We start from the raw sequence: 19,071 nt of genomic DNA on the forward strand, positions 1-19,071 counted from the left end.
ACAATTCGTTCATGGTTGCACTGGGATCATCCCCGCATCGCACCCAAGTTCCAATTGCTGCCGGCCGGGTGACGCGATTTCCACAACCCTTCGGCACGGGGCATCTCGAGCTTGAAACGATTATATCAGCGCTTCTGTCCGCCTTCGCCGTTCAGGGCATGATTTTCATAATAACGACACTTTACATGCCCCTTTCCCTGTCGCATCCATGCGTTAGGTAAGCAGCACGCAACTGCGCTGATACGTGACAATGGAGGGATCATGGCCAAACAGAAAGTCGCAATGCTCACGGCTGGAGGCCTGGCACCCTGTCTGTCGTCCGCGGTCGGCGGACTTATCGAACGCTATAGCGACGTGGCGCCTGACATCGAGCTCGTCGCCTACCGCTCCGGATACCAGGGCGTGCTCCTCGGCGACAGCATCAAGATCACCGCCGATATGCGGGAGAAGGCGCCGCTTCTGCATCGCTACGGTGGCTCGCCGATCGGCAATAGCCGCGTCAAGCTCACCAACGCGGCCGATTGCGTGAAGCGCGGTCTCGTCAAGGAAGGTGAAAACCCGTTGCGCGTCGCAGCCGAACGCCTCGCCAACGACGGGATCACGATCCTTCATACGATCGGCGGCGACGACACCAACACCACGGCGGCCGACCTCGCGGCATATCTGGCCGCCAATGGCTACAATCTGACGGTCGTCGGCCTGCCTAAAACCGTCGACAACGACGTCGTCCCCATCCGCCAGTCACTCGGTGCATGGACGGCTGCCGAAGTCGGAGCCCACTTCTTCGACAACGTCAGCAACGAGCAGACGGCAGCACCGCGCACCTTGATCATCCACGAAGTCATGGGACGCCACTGCGGCTGGCTGACGGCGGCAACCGCCCGCGCCTATCTACAGCGGACGAAGAATTACGAATATGTCGATGGCTTCATGACGAACGCCAAGATGAAGAGCATCGACGCGGTCTATCTGCCCGAGATGGCGTTTGATCTCGATGCGGAAGCGGCCCGGCTGAGGGAAGTCATGGACCGCACCGGCCATGCGACCGTGTTCGTGTCGGAAGGCGCCTGCCTCGACGCCATCGTCGCGGAACGTGAAGCGGCGGGCGAAACCATCAAGCGCGACGCCTTCGGACACGTGAAGATCGACACGATCAACGTCGGCGGCTGGTTCCAGAAGCAGTTCGCTGGCCTCATCAACGCCGAGCGTTCGCTGGTGCAGAAGTCCGGCTACTTTGCCCGTTCTGCCCCCGCCAACAACGACGACCTTCGTCTCATCCAGAGCATGACCGACCTTGCCGTCGAAAGCGCCCTCAACAAGATTTCCGGCGTCACCGGTCATGACGAAGCGCAGAACGGCAAGTTGCGAACGATCGAGTTCCCGCGCATCAAGGGTGGCAAGGCCTTCGACACCTCGACCAGATGGTTCGCGCAGGTCATGGAGACGATTGGACAGAAATACCAGGCAGCATGATTGACTGAGGGTTGATATGGTGTCTTTGCTTTTACCCTAGGGAATAGGAGGAGATTCCATGTCGCTCGAAGCCTGGTTCGCTTTTGCCGCTGCGTCTGCAATCATGCTGGCCATTCCGGGCCCGACAATTCTCCTCGTCGTTTCCTATGCCCTCGGCCATGGACGCAAGACGGCGCTCGCGACGGTAACTGGTGTTGCGCTCGGCGACTTCACCGCGATGACCGCATCGCTATTCGGATTGGGGGCCGTACTCGCGGCCTCCGCAACCCTGTTCACGGTATTGAAGTGGGTCGGTGGCGCCTATCTGATCTGGCTCGGCATCAAACTCTGGCGAGCGCCGGTCATGTCCGAGCCGATGGCAGACAATGACAACCTGCCCGAAAAGAAATCGCTCAAGGTTTTCCTCCACGCTTATGTCGTCACGGCGCTCAATCCGAAGAGCATCGTGTTTTTCGTCGCATTCGTTCCGCAGTTCCTGAATCCGGCTCAGCCGTTTTTCGGCCAGATGCTGATCATGGAAGCCACCTTCCTGGTTCTTGCAACCATCAACGCTTCCATCTATGCGCTCGCCGCAAACGCAGCGCGCGGCCTCATTCGCAAGGCAAGTGTCCAGCGCGCAGTCAACCGCACCGGCGGCACTTTGCTCATTGCTGCGGGCGCCGTCACAGCCGGCTATCGGCGCATCGCCGCGTAAATAATTCCAGCGGGTTGCAGCAAAGCAACGAATACGTTAATGGCGAAATCCGGGCTTAAGGTTTTTGGTAACTTCTAACGCTGCCGGGGCGGCGCATTCACGAAAGTGAGAGTATGGTAGCGATCGGTTTTTCCGGCCTGAAACGCAGTCTCATCGTTTCCACGATGCTCTGCGGCGTTGTCGCCGGATGCACGAGCGTCGAATACACGTCGCAGGCCGAATTGACCGCAGTCCAGACCGTTGTCCCGACGCCGAAGCCGGGCGAAGACGCTACGCTTGCAGCCGTGCCCGCCGGCGAAGGAACGACAGAAACGGCGATGATCACCGCCGCTGACCAGACGGCGATCGCCCTCGCAGCGCCCGCCATGCCGGCAACCGATCCCTCTCAGTTAAACGGTCAAATCCAGACAGCGACGGCAACGGGTAATGCGCAGATCCCGCTGACGCCTGAGATGACGGCGATTCAGTCCGTCGTACCGACCCCGCGCCCGGGAACCCCCTCCCCGGCGACGCAGCTTGCCTTTGCAGCAACGCCTCAGAACGGCGGCGGTGCCATCGCCGCGCTTTCCGCGATCGACACCACACCGCATCCGATGATGGACTACGGTTTCGACACCTCGGGGCCCTCCGATCCGCCGGCTGCTCCACCCATGTTCAGTGATAGCGATGACGATGGCGCACCGACCGTCGAGAAAAGCGCGATCACCAAGATCATCGACAAGTACTCGAAACTTTACCGGGTGCCCGCCTCGCTGCTTCACCGCGTCGTGCATCGCGAAAGCCGCTACAATGCCAAGGCCTATAACAAGCGCGGTTATTTTGGCCTGATGCAGATCAAGTACAATACGGCCAAGTCGATGGGCTACGATGGCGAACCTGCGGGCCTGTTTGACGCCGAGACCAACATCAAATACGCCGCCAAGTATCTCCGCGGCGCCTGGCTTGTGTCCGACAGCAGTGAAGACGATGCTGTCCGCCTCTATGCCCGTGGCTACTATTACGACGCCAAGCGCAAGGGCATGGACGACGTCGCCCACGGGAACTACTGACTACTGCCGAGGAAGCGCCGCTAGAATCTCCTTCACGAGGATCTGCGGTCTATAGCCAAGCCAGCTTGGCGTCAGCCCGAGCCTGACGACGACAAGCTTCGCAGACGGCACGATCGCGACACTCTGTCCATCATGCCCTTCCATCCAGAACGTGTCTTCAGGAAGACCGGCAGTCGCGCTGCTATCGCCGCCCGGCGCGGCGAGCCAGGCCTGCGCCTGCGTATATTTGCCACCAGAGGCGGCAGTCGGCGTCCTCATTGCCGCCATGAACCGTTCCGGCAACAGCCTCTGTCCATTCCAGACACCGTCCTGAAGAAGAAACTGGCCGAAACGAGCCCAATCCCGCGCTGTGGCGTAGAGATAAGAACTGCCGGCAAAGGTGCCGCGGGCATCGACCTCCAGAACGGCGCTCGACATGCCGAGCGGATCGAACAGCGCCATCTTGGGATAGGCAAGCGCTGCCTGCATGTTGCCGATCCGATCCATCCATATCTTCGAGATCAAGACCGATGTGCCGCTCGAATAGTTGAAGCGCACGCCCGGGCTCGCCTCCAAGGGGAGGCTCGCCGGCAGTGCCGTCATATCTGCATCGAGATAGAGCATTCGTGTGACATCGGCGACCGTGCCATAACTCTCGTTGAAGGCCAGGCCGCTCTCCATGCCCAGAAGATCCCTGAGCTTGATTGCTGAATGATCGCCGCCCTGCCACTGCGGCAGGAGGGCTGCGTCACCAAACGCGATCCTGTTGTCGAGCATCAGCCGTCCGACGATCGCTGCATTGACGGTCTTCGTCATCGACCAGCCCGTCAGCGGCGTTGTTGGATTGAAGCCGTCACCGTAGTGCTCGGCGATGATACGGCCGTTGTGAACGACGACAACCGCGCGCGCTTCAGGACCGGTCAAATTGGTGTCTGAAAGCAGCGCGTCGACACGGCTGTCATCGACCTTTGCGACGGCGTTGCCCTCCGGCCATATCTCATCATTTTGCGGCTCTGGAGCGGCAGGGCGATCGGGCACTGCGCTCGCTGCCGCTTCAAAATCCCCGTCCGGCACGCTGCTGCAGCCGAGTGCGCCGCGATAGATCGCATAGCCCGGTGCGAAGACCCCGAGGATGCGCGCTGTAACTCGCTTCTCCTGCCTGTCGACAGCCACACGCACCAGCCGCAGCAACGGATTTCCCGGCGCCTGAACGTCCTCGTAGAGCACCTGTTCAGGATCCCGCCCTGCGAGGAAGACGTTCGAGCAAACGATCTTGGCTGCATAGCCATCACCCACCCGCAGCAATTCCGGTGGGCTGACGTAAAGCCAAGTCGCGCCCATAGCGACGATCACGACCAGCAGAAGGGCAAGTGACTTCACGACACGCAGCACAAATCGCATGTACGGTCCTCCATGCCTGCAAGAAAAGCAGGAAAGCCCGCGGCGCGAAAGACCCGAACGCCCGGATGCGTTTCTATTTGCAGCCGCGCAAAGCCCTGCCCACAGCCTGCGTCATCAAACTGTAGTGACGGCGCGCTAAACGCCCTGAACGCTAAAAGGGTGAAAGATTCATATGACGGAATTTGCACCGGATGCCGGCTTCCGCAAGAACCGGAAACTCAAGGCAGCCCTTCTCCGCCACAATGCCTTCTCCAAGGCAGGCTTTTCGGAACGGCTTTTCGGCCTATTGTTTTCCGGCTTGGTCTACCCGCAAATTTGGGAAGATCCCGACCTCGACATGCTGGCGATGGAGCTTCAGCCGCATCACCGCATCGTAACGATCGGCTCCGGCGGCTGCAACATGCTCGCCTATCTCTCCAGAAGCCCGGCGTCGATTGATGTGGTGGACCTTAATGCGCATCACATCGCCCTCAATCGGCTGAAACTCGCGGCGTTCCGTCACCTTCCCGGACACGCCGACCTCGTTCGCTTCCTCGCCACACCGCGCGAAACGTCGAACAGCCACGCCTTCGACCAGTTCCTCGCAGCAAATCTCGACGAGACAACTCGGAACTACTGGAATGGCCGGAAGTTCGGCCGTCGGCGCGTGACGGTTTTCGACCGCAACATCTACGAAACGGGCCTCCTCGGTCGGTTCATCGGTGCAGCCCACCTGCTTGCCCGCCTGCATGGCGTCGAGCTGACGGAGATGACAAAGGTACGTTCGCTGCGCGAGCAGCGCCAGTTCTTCGACGAGAGGATCGCACCGCTCTTCGACAAGCCGGTCGTACGCTGGATCACCGGCCGCAAGAGCTCGCTGTTCGGCCTCGGCATCCCGCCGCAGCAGTATGACGAACTGGCAAGCCTCGCAGCCGACCAGTCGATCGCTCCCGTCCTGCGCCACCGTCTTGAAAAGCTCGCCTGCCACTTCCCCATGCAGGAAAACTATTTTGCCTGGCAGGCTTTCGCTCGCCGCTACGCACCGAAGGGTGACGGCCCGCTTCCGACCTATCTCGAACCGGCGAACTACGAGGCGATCCGTGCCAATGTGGATCGCGTCAACGTTCATCATGCAAGCTTCACCGAGCTTCTCGCCGGCGAGGCGGCCGCCTCGCGCGATCGTTATATCCTTCTGGACGCACAGGATTGGATGACGGACCAGCAACTGAATGATCTATGGGCCGAGATCAGCCGCACCGCGCGTGAAGGCGCTCGGGTGATTTTCCGCACCGCGGCCGAAAAAAGCATCATCGAAGGACGCCTGTCGCCTGCGATCGGCGATCAGTGGACCTACATGGAGGAACGCTCGATCGAACTGACGGCGCTCGATCGCTCGGCGATCTATGGCGGCTTCCATATCTACAGGAAGACCGCGTGAGAGGCGTCGACACCAACCCGGTCGTCAAGGACGACCGCCATGCCGCCCTGATGGATGGCATGTATCGCTATCAGCGCCACATCTATGACCTGACGCGTAAGTATTACCTGCTCGGTCGCGATCAGACGATCCGCAATCTGAATGTGCCGGCAGGCGGCACGCTGCTGGAGGTCGGTTGCGGAACCGGCCGCAACCTCGCGCTTGCCCATAGATATTATCCGCAGGCTAAGCTCTACGGCCTCGATATTTCGGCGGAGATGCTGATCTCCGCGCGCAAGACATTCGAGACCAAAGCCACGCTCCCGGATTTCCGTGTCGCGGACGCGACGGCCTTCACGCCGCGCGAATTCGGCGTCGGCGGCTTCGACCGCATCCTCATTTCCTACGCGCTTTCCATGATCCCGGATTGGGAGTGCGCGATCGACTCGGCCTTGGCCGCCCTAGCCCACGGCGGCGAGTTGCACATCGTCGATTTTGGCCAGCAGGAACGCCTGCCAGGCTGGTTTGCGCGTGTTCTCAAGGCGTGGCTGCAAAAATTTCACGTGTCGCCGCGTGCCAATCTGCGGCAGGTTCTGGAGTCTCAAGCCTCTGAAAACCAAGCACGACTTACGTTCGAGACCATCGGCGGCGGCTATGCCTGGCGGGCCGTCATTGTGACCAAACCTTGACATTTCGCTTGAAACTAACCGAATTTTTACGTTGATATGGCAAATAGAGGGGACATTCCTCTGCTGGACGCGTTTATCACGAAGGTCGAGCTGTGGGGCAAAAATTCCATTCGTTTCGCGACGGAACATCTATGCGCCGGCTTCTGTTTTGCGTTTTGCCGTTGGCTGTCATGCTCGCTGGATGCACGTCATCGGGCTATGACTATCTCGAAACAGCGTCCGTAAAGCCAAAAACGCGCTTCAAGGACACCGATCCTCAGGACTTCGGAACAAAGCATCCGGAGAAGCAGCCGATCCACGGCATCGACGTGTCGAAGTGGCAGGGCGATATCGACTGGCAGACGGTCAGGAACTCCGGCGTCGCCTTCGCATTCATCAAAGCGACCGAAGGCAAAGACCGCATCGATCCGCGTTTCAATGAGTACTGGCAGCGTGCCCGCTCCGTTGGCATTCCCCACGCGCCCTATCATTTCTACTATTTCTGCTCGACGCCTGATGAACAGGCCGACTGGTTCATCAGCAATGTGCCGAAGGATTCGATGCGCCTGCCGCCCGTCCTCGACGTCGAATGGAACTCGGAATCGAAGACCTGCCGCTATCGCCCTGATCCGGCAACGGTCCGCGCCCAACTGCAGCGCTTCCTGGACCGTCTCGAGGCCTACTACGGCAAGCGTCCGATCATCTACACGTCGGTCGACTTCCATCGCGACAATCTCGTCGGCTACTTCCAGAATTATCACTTCTGGGTCCGCTCCGTCGCAAAGCATCCCGAAGTTACCTATGCCGACCGCCGTTGGGCCTTCTGGCAGTACACGTCGACGGGCGTCATCCCTGGTATCAAGGGCCCGACGGACATCAATGTTTTCGCCGGATCGAGCCAGAACTGGCACAATTGGGTAGCCGCAGTCTCTAAGGACACAAATTCTTAGTAACGTCCCCTGGTCTTTCTTGCTTCCGTCACAATCATCTGGGAAATCGACGGAATTCCATTGACGACGAGGATCGAAACTATGCACCGCTCGCCCGCAAGCCGCACGGCACTTGCACTCCTTTTTGCTGCCGGCCTCGCCACCGGCGCTGCCGCGCAGACGCCGGCACCGAGTGCACCGGCTTCGCAGGCGGCCGCCCCCGCGTGTGACGGCGATCTCTCTGAATTTCTGGCCGGCGTGAAGGCCGATGCGATTGCATCCGGCGCATCTGCTGAAGCCGCCGACAAGGCGCTGGAAGGCGCACAGATCGACCAGAAGGTTTTGAGCCGCGACCGCGCTCAGGGCGTGTTCAAGCAAACCTTCCTGGAATTCTCGCAGCGCACTGTCAGCCAGGCCCGCCTCGACATCGGCCGCCAGAAGATGAAGCAATATGCAGATGTCTTCGCCCGTGCCGAACAGGAATTTGGTGTGCCCGCTGGCGTCATCACCGCCTTCTGGGCCATGGAGACCGATTTCGGCGCCGTGCAGGGCGATTTCAACACCCGCAATGCCCTCGTGACGCTCGCTCATGATTGCCGGCGGCCCGAGTTGTTCCGCCCGCAGTTGATTGCCCTCATCGAAATGGTCCAGCACGGCGATCTCGACCCCGCGACCAACACCGGTGCCTGGGCCGGCGAGATCGGTCAGGTTCAGATGCTGCCTCGCGATATCATCGCCTACGGTATGGACGGCGACGGCGACGGCCATGTGCGCCTCAAGCAGAGCGCCCCCGATGCCATCCTGACGGCCGCCAAGTTCATCCAGCATCTCGGCTTCCAGAAGGGACAGCCGTGGATCCAGGAGGTTACTCTTCCAGACAACCTCCCTTGGGAAAAATCCGGCATCGGCGGTCCGCTGACGGCCGGCGAGTGGTTTGCCCTTGGCGTCAAGCCGCGGGATGGCAACACGAGCTTCGGCAATCTGCACGGCGACCTGATACTGCCGCAGGGTCGCCTTGGCCCGACCTTCATCGCTTACCCGAATTTCCAGATCTACCTCGAGTGGAACAAGTCGTTCATCTACACGACCTCGGCCGCTTATTTTGGGACCCGCCTTGCCAGTGCCGAGCCCTATCTCAGGGGCACGCCTGAACAGGGCCTTTCCAATGATCAGATGAAGGAATTGCAGACGAAGCTTGGAACCCTCGGCCATGACGTCGGCAAGGTCGACGGCATCCTGGGTTCGGGCACGCGCGTTGCCATCCAGAAGGAGCAGCAGCGCCTCGGCATGCCGGCCGACGGCTGGGCAACACCGACGCTCCTTAACTCCCTCTGATCGCGCATCTTGAGCGCACGCTTTCGGGCCGGGTTTCAGACCCGGCCTTTTCATTTCCGGATTATTCCATTGTTTCAGACGCTTCAGGCAAAGCCTTCATCTTGCCGCAAGTGTGAAGGCCGGATCGCTGACTTTAACGCCAGGTTAAAATCTGTGAATATTTTTCTCCGGCGATTTCTTTCGTAATTTCAGCGTGTTGATCGCAGGCTCGTGTCTGCGATGTGACATTTTCGCCGCAGTGCAGTATAAAATCCGCTTTCCAAGCGACACATTCACGACATATTATCGCACCGTTAACGCGAGGAGACAGACATGGGACTTACACAATCCTTGAATGTCCTTTTGGTCAGCGCGGCGTTTGCATTCGTATTGACAATGCTTTTCATCTGAACGTCGTGCCAATCGAACAGTGACTCCTGAGTAGCGAAACAGTTCAATGAATCGGAAAAGCGCATCCCACGAGGAGATGCGCTTTTCTTTTTGTCTCCTGACGGGAGCGGTCTATGCGGCTGCACCGGCCTTCTTGGCGCCTTCCCGTGTGAAGCCGAGATGGGTCAGCACGGCCGAGACGAGCGGCGCACGATTCATGGTGTACAGGTGGAAGTCGGTGAGCCCGCGACGGGCCAGATCTTCGATCTGTTCGGCTGCAACGTCAGCCGCAACCTTGGCTCTCTCTTCCGGCTTGTCGTCGAAGCCCGCAAAGCGCTCATCCAAAAACGCCGGTATGATGGTGCCGCAGGCGCCGGCGAAGCGCTTCAGCTGCGTCAGGTTCTGGATCGGCATGATGCCCGGCACAACGGGAATATTGATACCGGCGGCCCGCACTTTCTCCAGGTAGCGCTCGAAACTGTCGTTATCGAAGAAGAACTGCGTCAGCGCCCGCGTCGCGCCGTTGTCCGCCTTCTGCTTCAGCATGTCGATGTCGGCAGCGGTATCGCGGCTCTCCGGATGCTTTTCGGGATAGGCAGACACCGAAATCTCGAAATCGCCAATCTCGCGCAGTCCGGCAACCAATGCCGCCGCGTTCGCATAGCCGCCGGGATGCGGCTGGTAGGGCGCGCCGACGCCGCCCGGAGCATCGCCGCGAAGCGCTACGAAATGCTTGACGCCAACCTTGCGGAAGGTCTCGATGACGCTGTGCGTCTCATCCTTCGTCGCGCCGACGCAGGTGAGATGCGATGCGGTGGCGAGGGGAGTCTCGGCGAGAAAGCGCGAGACGGTCGCCAGCGTCGGTGCCTTGGTGGTGCCACCGGCGCCATAGGTTACCGATACGAAGTCGGGATCCCAGTCCTGCAGCTCGCTGACCGCGTTCCACAGCTGACCTTCCATCTCTTCCGACTTCGGCGGAAAGAACTCGAAGGAAATACCGATCTTGCGGCGCGCGTCGCTGTTCAAAGCCATATCATTATCTCCCGGCAAATATGGGTTCGGCGCCTTCGCTCGCTGAGGAGGCCATGAGACGCCGGGGGTCGCGCGCAAGCCAGACGGTGACGGTGAGCCCCTGCCCGCTTTGATGACCCGGATGAAGGTCGACGACCTGCTCGACATCCAGCCCCACCTTGCGCAGCCAGTCCGATATCGACTGATGCGAGAAGCCGAGGCGAACATGCGCATGCTCGTCACGAAGGTATTCCAGCCCATGCGGCGCCAGATCGATGATGACCAACCGCCCGCCCGGCCGCAGCATGCGCGCTGCCTCGCCGATCGCGATCTCGGGCTGATCGAAAAAATGCAGCACCTGATGGATCGTCACCACGTCGAAATCCTGCGCCTCGAACGGCAGGTTCAGGATATCGGCGTGGCGAACGGATGCCTTGGTGATCCCTGATTTGTCGAGATTGGCGCGCGCCACGCTCAGCATATCGCGGCTGGCGTCCACACCAATCGCGCGGCGATAGAGGCCGGACAGGAGTTCAAGGATGCGCCCCGTGCCGGTGCCGAGATCGAGAAGCGAGTCAATCGGCTGGCTGCCAAGCAGCCGAATGACCGCGGCATCGACTTCTTCGTCCGCGGCATGCAGCCGGCGAAGCTCATCCCATTCGGCAGCGTTGCGACTGAAATAGGCCTGTGCGCGCTCGGCCCGTTGGCGCTTGACCGCAGCCAACCGTTCGCTGTCGCGAAGGACTACAGGATCATTCTCGGAAGCATGCGCAAGCAGGCTGCGTGCGAAAATGGCTGCCTTGCCATCCTGGCGCAGCCGGAAATAGGCCCACGCGCCCTCCTGGTAGCGGTCGATGAGATCCGCTTCGCCGAGCAGCTTCAGGTGACGAGAGATGCGCGGTTGGGATTGGCCGAGGATTTCAGTAAGATCGGTGACCGTCAGATCCCCTGCCGCCAGCAGAGCCAGCAGGCGCAGACGCGTCGGCTCGCCGGCCGCCCTGAGGACGTCCACCAACGCATCCAATCCGAGTCTGATAGGCTCACTCATACCCAATCCAATCAACATATAAAGATATCTTTATGTGAATCGAGCGAGTGTGGCAAGCCGCAATTCCATCCGTTCACGAAATTAGCTGCTCGGATCGCGACATCGATGCGCGCAAAAAAGCCCCGGCGCGAACCGGGGCCTCCATGTCTCTAAACCCGGCTTCTGGCGGTCAACGCGTCAGCCGCTTATAGGTCACGCGGCTCGGATTGATGGAATCGACGCCGAGACGACGCATCTTGTCCTGTTCGTATTCCTCGAAGTTGCCCTCGAACCACTCGACATGGCTGTCGCCCTCGAAAGCAAGGATGTGTGTCGCCAGACGGTCGAGAAACATGCGATCGTGGCTGATGATAACAGCGCAGCCTGCAAAGCTTTCAAGCGCGTCCTCAAGAGCCGCCAGCGTTTCCGTATCGAGGTCGTTGGTCGGTTCGTCCAGCAGGATGACGTTGCCGCCGGCCTTCAGCATCTTGGCAAGATGCACGCGGTTGCGCTGACCGCCCGACAGCGTCCCGACCTTCTGCTGCTGATCGCCCCCCTTGAAGTTGAAGGCGCCGCAATAGGCGCGCGAATTCACTTCATGCTTGCCGAGTTTGATGATGTCGCTGCCACCGGAGATTTCCTCCCAGACGGTCTTGTTGCCGGCGAGCGCATCGCGGCTCTGATCGACATAACCGAGATCGACAGTCTCGCCGATGCGGATGGAGCCGCTATCCGGCTTTTCCTGACCCGTGATCATACGAAACAGCGTCGTCTTGCCAGCGCCGTTCGGACCGATAACGCCGACGATGCCGCCAGGCGGCAGCTTGAAGGTGAGGTTCTCGATCAGAACCGTGTCGCCGTAGCCCTTGGTTAGGTTCTCCGCCTCGATGACCACCTGGCCGAGACGCTCGCCGACTGGGATGACGATCTGCGCATCGCCAGGACGACGGGCATCCGCCGCTGCGACCAGGTCGTCATAGGCACGGATACGCGCCTTGGACTTTGCCTGACGTGCCTTCGGGCTGGAGGCGATCCATTCCTGCTCGCGGCTGATCGCCTTCTGGCGGGAGGCCTCTTCGCGGCCCTCCTGCTGCATGCGCTTGGCCTTCGCCTGCAGATAAGCGGAGTAGTTGCCTTCGTATGGGATACCGCGACCGCGGTCGAGTTCGAGGATCCAGCCCGTGACGTTGTCGAGGAAGTAGCGGTCGTGGGTGATCATCAGCACGGCACCGGGATATTGGCGCAGGTGCTTTTCAAGCCAGGCGATCGTCTCCGCGTCGAGGTGGTTGGTCGGTTCGTCGAGCAGTAGCAGGTCCGGCTGCGCGAGCAGCAGGCGGCAGAGTGCCACGCGGCGCTTCTCACCACCAGAGAGCTTTTCGACCGTGGAGTCGCCCGGCGGGCACCGCAGCGCATCCATTGCCATTTCCACCTGGCTCTCGAGGTCCCAGAGGTTCTGGCTGTCGATGATATCCTGGAGCTTGGCGCCCTCTTCCGCCGTCTCGTCGGAATAGTTCATCATCAGCTCGTTGTAGCGATCGAGGATCGCCTTTTTCGGCGCAACGCCTTCCATGACGTTCTCGAGAACGGTCTTGGAAGCATCGAGCTGCGGCTCCTGCGCGAGGTAGCCGAGTGTTGCGCCTTCGGCAAGCCACGCCTCGCCGGTAAATTCCTTGTCAAGACCGGCCATGATGCGCAGCACCGTCGACTTACCAGCACCGTTCGGGCCGAGGATACCGATCTTGGCATCCGGATAGAAAGAAAGGTGGATGTTTTCCAGCACCTTCTTGTTGCCGTACGCCTTGTTGAGGCCGGCCATATGGTAGATGAACTGACGTGCCATTGATAATTCGCTCCGCGGGGGATTTTAAGTTTTGCCGCTATGTAGGCGAATTGGGACCAAGGAGCAACGCGCGACGGCCAAAAACCAGAGGCTTTTGTGAGCATCGCGGAGAATGGAACTCGGTGTGATCGTCTACATCAGCTTCGTACGCTCTATAGAGATCGGGTGAACTCGTGCCGATCGAGGCGTGTCGACCGGCTGGCCTCCGTTCTCGGTGAGAGGCGGTTCAAAACCCTGCCGCATCCACGACGCCCTCATCACAGCCGAACGACGTCCGCCCTGCCCCTTGAATGAGGTCGCGCAGGCTTGCTTTGTCATCCGATGTCGCGTTCTCCGACAGGCCGATCGTGAGCTCGCTGATGACGCGGTCCCCTCCGCCGGCGCGCCGGCAACTCATCTTGACGCGATCGCCGGCGCCAGGGCCGAAGCTCTTGTCGAATGCAGCCTTGATCACCTCCGCCGTCAGCGCCTTGCCGATACTGGCCGCGAACAAATCGCGGACCGCCGAGGCGTTCAGCTCATCGATCAGACGGACCGACGTGGCAAAATAGTCGTCGGCACTCATCTTGGTGCAGGAGCCGTGCTTGATCCACTCGTGTCGCTCCAGGCCGGATTGCGTTCCAGGCATTATTTTCTCGAGCGCGGCCCTGGTCGCAGTAGACAACTCCACCTCGGGCAGCTCACGCCAATCGCCGTCCTTGTCCGCGGTCCGCAGACTGCCGGAGACGTCGCAGTAGTCCTTCCGCATCGACCAGAGCCCGTGCAGCGAGAAATTGGTCGCATCGAATCTGTCCTTGGTCTGCGTGCGGCATTCCGGCTTGCGCTGGTTGGTTTCACAGAAGGCGGGCTGCCAGCTGGCCGCCAGAATCAAGCGCGTCTTTCCGCCCGCATCCTGGGCCTCCCCAACACCGGCAGCCGCCATTGCAATCAAGAATACAGCCGTGCGCAAAAATGGATTGCTCATCCTCATCCCACAGAACAATTCATGAACAAGAGATCATGGCGCGTTAATTTTCGCAACCCTCAATTCGCAGGTGCGAAAATCCTGTGGCATAAATGTTGGGATGTGTTGCTTTTTACGGCCGATCTGGTCTCCTCCCGGCAATGGGAGAATAAGATGTTCGCACAAACGCAACGCCTTGACGCGGCGAATGCCTCGCTTGGCTTTCATCATGAGCGGGCACAATCGCAGGCACGCGGAATTATCCTTGTGTCTCATGGACTGGCCGAGCATTCCAAGCGTTATTCCCGTTTCGCAGCAGCCATGGCGGCCCGTGGATACCATGTCTTCGCGTTCGATCACCGAGGGCATGGCGAAACGACTGCACCCGATGCGCCAATCGGACGGTTCGCCCGTCGCGATGGCGTTCGGCAGGTAATCGACGACGTCTCGTCGGTCCGCGAGCATGTTGTGAGGCAATATCCCGGCTTGCCGGTCATCCTTTTCGGACATTCGATGGGAGGCCTCATCGCGCTGAATGCGGCAGTCACGCATCCAGAGAAATACGATGCCGTCGCAGTCTGGAACTCGAACTTCAACCCCGGTATCGCCGGGCGCGCTGCGCAGGCGATCCTGCTCGCCGAACGTGCGCTGAAGGGCTCCGATGTCCCAAGCGGCATCCTGCCGAAACTCACCTTCGGCACCTGGGGCAAGTCCATCTCCGGCCGTCGAACAGAGTTTGATTGGTTAAGCCGCGATCCTGCCGAAGTCGACAAGTATATCGCGGACCCGCTGTGCGGCTTCGATGCCTCGGTGTCACTCTGGCTCGATATTTTCGAACTGACGTTTCGCGCCCCGCAGATGACGCATCTGGAACGGCTGCCGAAGCAGATACCGATCCACCTTGTCGGCGGCGGGCAGGACCCGGCGACAGATGGCGGAAAAGCAGTGATCTGGCTATCAAACCATTTGAAAGCCCATGGCTTCTCCCTTATCACGACCCAGATATATCAGGACATGCGCCACGAAACGCTGAATGAGATTGGAGCGGACGCGGCTATCGCTGCATTCGCCGACTGGTGCGACGAAGCGATCGCAAGATCCTGAACTGAAGGATTTCGCGATGAGTAACAGTGTTTATTTTCGCCCCGCCGCCGCTTCGGAGGTGTCGACCGGCATTCTGCTGATGTTTCTGTCGGTGCTTGTCTCGCCGATCATCGACATCTTTTCCAAGCTCGCGATAGCCACGATTCCCGCGGCAGAAATCACAGCCGCACGCTTTGTTGTACAGGCCCTCTGCATGCTGCCGATCGTCATCTGGCGCGGAAGCTGGAAGACCTTCTCCTGGCGCGCCAACGTCTTCCATGCCATCCGGGGCGCCATCATAACCATCTCCATGGTTTCCTTTGTCACGACGCTGAAGTACATGCCGGTTGCCGATGCCATCGCGATTTTCTTCGTCGAGCCCATCATATTGACGATCCTGAGCAGCATCTTCCTCAAGGAGACAATCGGTTGGCGCCGCTACACCGCCTGCGGCGTCGGCTTTTTCGGCGCGATGCTGATCATCCAGCCGAGCTTCCAAGAGGTGGGCTACGTCGCGCTCCTGCCTGTCGTCAGCGCCCTCTGCATTGCCATCTTCGCCTTGATGACCCGCGTGCTTTCGCACCGGGAAGACCCGTGGGCGATGCAGCTTCAGATGGGCATCTGGGGTCTGCTGTTCTGCGCCATCGTGCTTGCGTTCGGCAGCGGCACGGGTTCTGACGTCTTTGACGCGGTGATGCCGGATGGCCGTGGCTATCTCTACCTGCTCGGCGTCGGTGTCACGGCAGCCATTGCCGGCATCTTCGGCGTCTATGCCTACCGCGCAGCACCCGCCTCGACATTGGCACCGCTGCAGTATTTCGAGATCGTGTCGGCAACCTTTTTCGCCTGGCTCGTGTTCGGCGACTTTCCGGATGCGGTCAAGTGGCTTGGCATCCTGATCATCATCGCATCGGGCTTGTACATCATCTGGCGAGAGCGGCGCTTTGCATCGAAGCCGGTATCCGATACACCTCAATCGGCGCTGGCGCCCTGATCTGCTCGTGGGAGGAACATGACGGACCATCAGCCCAAGAAACCACCGCTCTCCGGCATCCGCGTCATCGAGCTCGCACGCGTGCTCGCTGGCCCATGGGCGGGCCAGATGCTGGCCGATCTCGGCGCCGATGTGATCAAGATCGAAAACCCGGATGGAGGCGATGACACCCGCCACTGGGGACCACCCTTCGTCGAGGGCGCCGACGGCGAAAACCTGTCCGCCGCCTACTACCACGCTGCCAACCGCGGCAAGCGCTCGATCACCGCCGACCTGAAGCGCGAAGAAGATCAGGCGCTCGTCCGCCGTCTTGTCGCTACGGCCGACGTCGTCATCGAGAACTTCAAGCTCGGCGGGCTGGTGAAATACGGTCTCGATTACGAAAGCCTGAAGAAGATCAATCCGAAGCTCGTCTATTGCTCGATCACGGGTTTTGGTCAGAACGGCCCGTATGCTAGCCTCGCTGGCTACGACTATATCGTGCAAGGCATGTCCGGCTTCATGTCGATCACCGGCGAGCCGGACGGACAACCGATGAAGGCAGGCGTCGCGATCGCCGACATTTTTACCGGAATCTATGCGGTCGCAGCCATCGAGGCGGCGCTCATCCACGCGCAGAAAACCGGCGAAGGGCAGCTGGTCGACATGGCGCTGCTCGACGTTCAATCGGCAGTGCTTGCCAACCAGAACATGAACTATCTTGTCTCCGGCCGTCCCCCGACCCGGCTTGGAAACGCACATCCGAATATCTCGCCCTATGAAGTTGTTCCGGCCGCTGATGGCTATCTGATCCTGGCCGTGGGGAACGACGGCCAATTCCGCCGTTTGTGCACGATCCTCAGCCTCGAGGGTATTGCTGACGATCCACGCTTTTCGACAAACAAAGCGCGCGTTGCAAACCGCGACGAAGTTCGCAGGCTGGTTTCGACGGAAACGCTGCAATGGCAGAAGGCCGACCTGCTGAGGGCTTGCGAGGCGGACGCCGTTCCGGCCGGTGCGATCAACACGATCGAGGAAATGTTCGACGATCCACAAGTCCAGGCGCGCGGGCTGCGGGTCGATCTGGCCGACGCAAAGGGTACCGTCATTCCCGGCGTGAGGACGCCGGTCGTGCTGTCGCAAACGCCCTTGCGTTACGAGAGCCCGAGTCCGCGGCTGGGAGAGCATCAGCAGGAGGTTCTGGCGGAACTCGCCGAACTGGAGGGGAAGAGACCATCATGAAGAAAACCGGCGGGGAACTAATCGTCGAGGCCTTGAAAGCCAATGGGGTGAAACGCCTCTCCTGCGTGCCCGGCGAGAGTTTCCTTGCTGTTCTCGATGCGCTCTACGACAGCGATATCGACGTCGTGGTCTGCCGTCAGGAGGGTGGCGCGGCCATGATGGCCGATGCATGGGGCAGGCTCACCGGCGAGCCTGGCATCTGCATGGTTACGCGCGGCCCGGGCGCCACAAACGCCACGGCGGGCCTGCACATCGCCAGGCAGGATTCCATTCCGATGATCCTCTTCATTGGACAGGTGCAGCGCGACGCCCGCGAGCGGGAGGCCTTCCAGGAGGTCGAGTTCCGCCGCGCCTTGACCGAATTCAGCAAATGGGTTGGGGAGATCGACGATGCTGCTCGCATTCCGGAGTTCGTCACCCGCGCCTTTGCGATCGCCACATCCGGTCGTCCCGGTCCCGTTGTATTGTCACTGCCCGAAGACATGCTGCGTGATGAAGTGGAGGCGCCCCGCGCCAAGCAATACTCGCGCGTTGAAGCGCATCCCGGTCGTCGCCAAATTGACGACTTTTACCTGCGACTGCTGAAGGCGGAGCGACCGATGGTCATCGTCGGCGGCACGCGCTGGGATGCGGATGCAGTGGCCGACCTGAAAACCTTCTCGGAACGCTTCGCCCTGCCTGTCGGCTGCTCGTTCCGTCGGCAGATGCTGTTCGACCATCTCCACTCGAACTATGCCGGGGATGTCGGCATCGGCATCAATCCTGCGCTCGCGAATGAGATCAAGGAGAGCGACCTGCTGATCCTACTAGGTGGCCGGATGTCGGAAATGCCCTCCTCCGGCTATACGCTGATCGACATCCCCTATCCGCAGCAGTCGCTCGTCCACATTCATCCCGATCCTTCGGAGCTCGGCCGTGTATACAGGCCCGACCTCGCAATCTGCGCGAGCCCGAGTGACTTCGTTGCAGATCTTATTGATCTCGAGGCACCAAGCGAACTCAGATGGGCGGAACGCACCGAACGGATGCATCAGGCCTACATTGCGTGGTCTACGCCACCGCAGAGCGGTCCCGGTCCAGTGCACATGGGGCCGATCATGGAGTGGATCGAGGCAAACACGCGCCCGGATGCAATATTTACCAACGGCGCGGGAAACTATGCCACCTGGCTGCATCGGTTCCATCGTTTCCGTCAATTCAACACCCAGGCCGCCCCGACATCAGGCTCCATGGGCTACGGCCCACCGGCTGCGGTTGCGGCCAAGCGGCTCTTTCCCGAACGCGAGGTCATCTGTTTTGCCGGAGACGGCTGTTTCCTGATGCACGGCCAGGAATTTGCGACTGCCGTTCGCTATAGCCTGCCGATCATCGCCATCGTCATCAACAACGGCATCTACGGCACCATCCGCATGCATCAGGAGCGGGAATATCCGGGTCGCGTCAGCGGCACTGACCTCACCAACCCAGACTTTGCCTCGCTTGCGCGCGCTTATGGCGGCCACGGCGAAACGGTCGAGGCGACCGAGAGCTTCGCAGCCGCCTTCGAGCGCGCCCGCGCAAGCGGCAAGCCGTCGATCATCGAAGTAAAACTCGATCCGGAGGCGATTACGCCAACGCGCACGCTTTCCGAAATTGCCCAAACAAAAAGCCGGTGAGCGA

General features: G+C 60.3%; 16 protein-coding genes. 11 read left to right on the top strand and 5 right to left on the bottom strand.

The window, feature by feature from the left end; translation table 11 throughout:
- Nucleotides 1-261 precede the first annotated feature (261 nt).
- The 3 genes from LPU83_RS51915 (at nt 262) to LPU83_RS51925 (ending at nt 3,216) form a co-directional block, all read left to right on the top strand.
- Complete coding sequence (locus LPU83_RS51915; RefSeq protein ID WP_024313634.1) at nt 262-1,473, top strand: pyrophosphate--fructose-6-phosphate 1-phosphotransferase; 1,212 nt, start codon at nt 262-264, stop codon at nt 1,471-1,473.
- A gap of 58 nt (nt 1,474-1,531) precedes the next feature.
- Complete coding sequence (locus LPU83_RS51920) at nt 1,532-2,167, top strand: LysE family translocator (protein WP_024313635.1); 636 nt, start codon at nt 1,532-1,534, stop codon at nt 2,165-2,167.
- Nucleotides 2,168-2,280: 113 nt separating this feature from the next.
- Nucleotides 2,281-3,216: a lytic transglycosylase domain-containing protein gene (locus LPU83_RS51925; protein WP_037069861.1), complete on the top strand. Its 936-nt coding sequence runs from the start codon at nt 2,281-2,283 to the stop codon at nt 3,214-3,216.
- Here the strand turns inward: LPU83_RS51925 and LPU83_RS51930 are convergent, their stop codons facing one another.
- Complete coding sequence (locus LPU83_RS51930; protein WP_024313637.1) at nt 3,217-4,596, bottom strand: serine hydrolase domain-containing protein; 1,380 nt, start codon at nt 4,594-4,596, stop codon at nt 3,217-3,219.
- Between the two features lie 172 nt (nt 4,597-4,768).
- Here LPU83_RS51930 and LPU83_RS51935 point away from each other — a divergent pair, with 172 nt between their 5' ends.
- The 4 genes from LPU83_RS51935 to LPU83_RS51950 all read left to right on the top strand — a co-directional run bounded on the left by LPU83_RS51935 (nt 4,769) and on the right by LPU83_RS51950 (nt 8,924).
- The gene (locus tag LPU83_RS51935; RefSeq protein WP_024313638.1) at nt 4,769-6,013 is read left to right on the top strand and encodes a BtaA family protein; all 1,245 of its coding nucleotides are present in this window, start codon (nt 4,769-4,771) and stop codon (nt 6,011-6,013) included.
- 50 nt (nt 6,014-6,063) lie between these two features.
- Nucleotides 6,064-6,681: a class I SAM-dependent methyltransferase gene (locus LPU83_RS51940; RefSeq protein WP_051166634.1), complete on the top strand. Its 618-nt coding sequence runs from the start codon at nt 6,064-6,066 to the stop codon at nt 6,679-6,681.
- 131 nt (nt 6,682-6,812) lie between these two features.
- Entirely contained in the window at nt 6,813-7,610 is a 798-nt protein-coding gene (locus LPU83_RS51945; protein ID WP_024313640.1) for a glycoside hydrolase family 25 protein, read from the top strand.
- An 81-nt stretch (nt 7,611-7,691) separates the two neighbouring features.
- Nucleotides 7,692-8,924 carry a lytic murein transglycosylase gene (locus LPU83_RS51950; protein WP_024313641.1) on the top strand — a complete coding sequence of 411 codons (1,233 nt, stop codon included), beginning with the start codon at nt 7,692-7,694 and terminating at the stop codon, nt 8,922-8,924.
- Nucleotides 8,925-9,425: 501 nt separating this feature from the next.
- Here LPU83_RS51950 and metF read toward each other — a convergent pair.
- The 4 genes from metF to LPU83_RS51970 all read right to left on the bottom strand — a co-directional run bounded on the left by metF (nt 9,426) and on the right by LPU83_RS51970 (nt 14,135).
- Complete coding sequence (metF, locus tag LPU83_RS51955; protein ID WP_024313642.1) at nt 9,426-10,325, bottom strand: methylenetetrahydrofolate reductase [NAD(P)H]; 900 nt, start codon at nt 10,323-10,325, stop codon at nt 9,426-9,428.
- A 4-nt stretch (nt 10,326-10,329) separates the two neighbouring features.
- Nucleotides 10,330-11,352, bottom strand: a complete 1,023-nt coding sequence (locus LPU83_RS51960; protein WP_024313643.1) for an ArsR/SmtB family transcription factor — start codon at nt 11,350-11,352, stop codon at nt 10,330-10,332.
- A 169-nt stretch (nt 11,353-11,521) separates the two neighbouring features.
- A complete protein-coding gene (gene ettA / locus LPU83_RS51965; RefSeq protein ID WP_024313644.1) occupies nt 11,522-13,171 on the bottom strand; it encodes an energy-dependent translational throttle protein EttA in 1,650 nt (549 codons plus the stop codon).
- Between the two features lie 226 nt (nt 13,172-13,397).
- Nucleotides 13,398-14,135 carry a ribonuclease T2 family protein gene (locus tag LPU83_RS51970; protein ID WP_024313645.1) on the bottom strand — a complete coding sequence of 246 codons (738 nt, stop codon included), beginning with the start codon at nt 14,133-14,135 and terminating at the stop codon, nt 13,398-13,400.
- Between the two features lie 153 nt (nt 14,136-14,288).
- Here LPU83_RS51970 and LPU83_RS51975 point away from each other — a divergent pair, with 153 nt between their 5' ends.
- From LPU83_RS51975 to LPU83_RS51990, 4 genes are read left to right on the top strand one after another with little or no spacing between them, the layout of a single operon-like run.
- Nucleotides 14,289-15,218: an alpha/beta hydrolase gene (locus LPU83_RS51975; RefSeq protein WP_024313646.1), complete on the top strand. Its 930-nt coding sequence runs from the start codon at nt 14,289-14,291 to the stop codon at nt 15,216-15,218.
- A 16-nt stretch (nt 15,219-15,234) separates the two neighbouring features.
- Entirely contained in the window at nt 15,235-16,191 is a 957-nt protein-coding gene (locus LPU83_RS51980; RefSeq protein WP_024313647.1) for a DMT family transporter, read from the top strand.
- A gap of 18 nt (nt 16,192-16,209) precedes the next feature.
- Nucleotides 16,210-17,412 carry a succinate--glutarate CoA-transferase gene (gene caiB / locus LPU83_RS51985; RefSeq protein WP_024313648.1) on the top strand — a complete coding sequence of 401 codons (1,203 nt, stop codon included), beginning with the start codon at nt 16,210-16,212 and terminating at the stop codon, nt 17,410-17,412.
- On the top strand, nt 17,409-19,067 hold the full coding sequence (locus LPU83_RS51990) for a thiamine pyrophosphate-binding protein (RefSeq protein ID WP_024313649.1): 1,659 nt from the start codon (nt 17,409-17,411) through the stop codon (nt 19,065-19,067). Before caiB ends, LPU83_RS51990 begins: the two co-directional genes overlap by 4 nt.
- Nucleotides 19,068-19,071 lie beyond the last annotated feature (4 nt).

The organism is Rhizobium favelukesii (genome assembly GCF_000577275.2).
In the GTDB taxonomy this organism is placed as follows: Bacteria; Pseudomonadota; Alphaproteobacteria; order Rhizobiales; family Rhizobiaceae; genus Rhizobium; species Rhizobium favelukesii.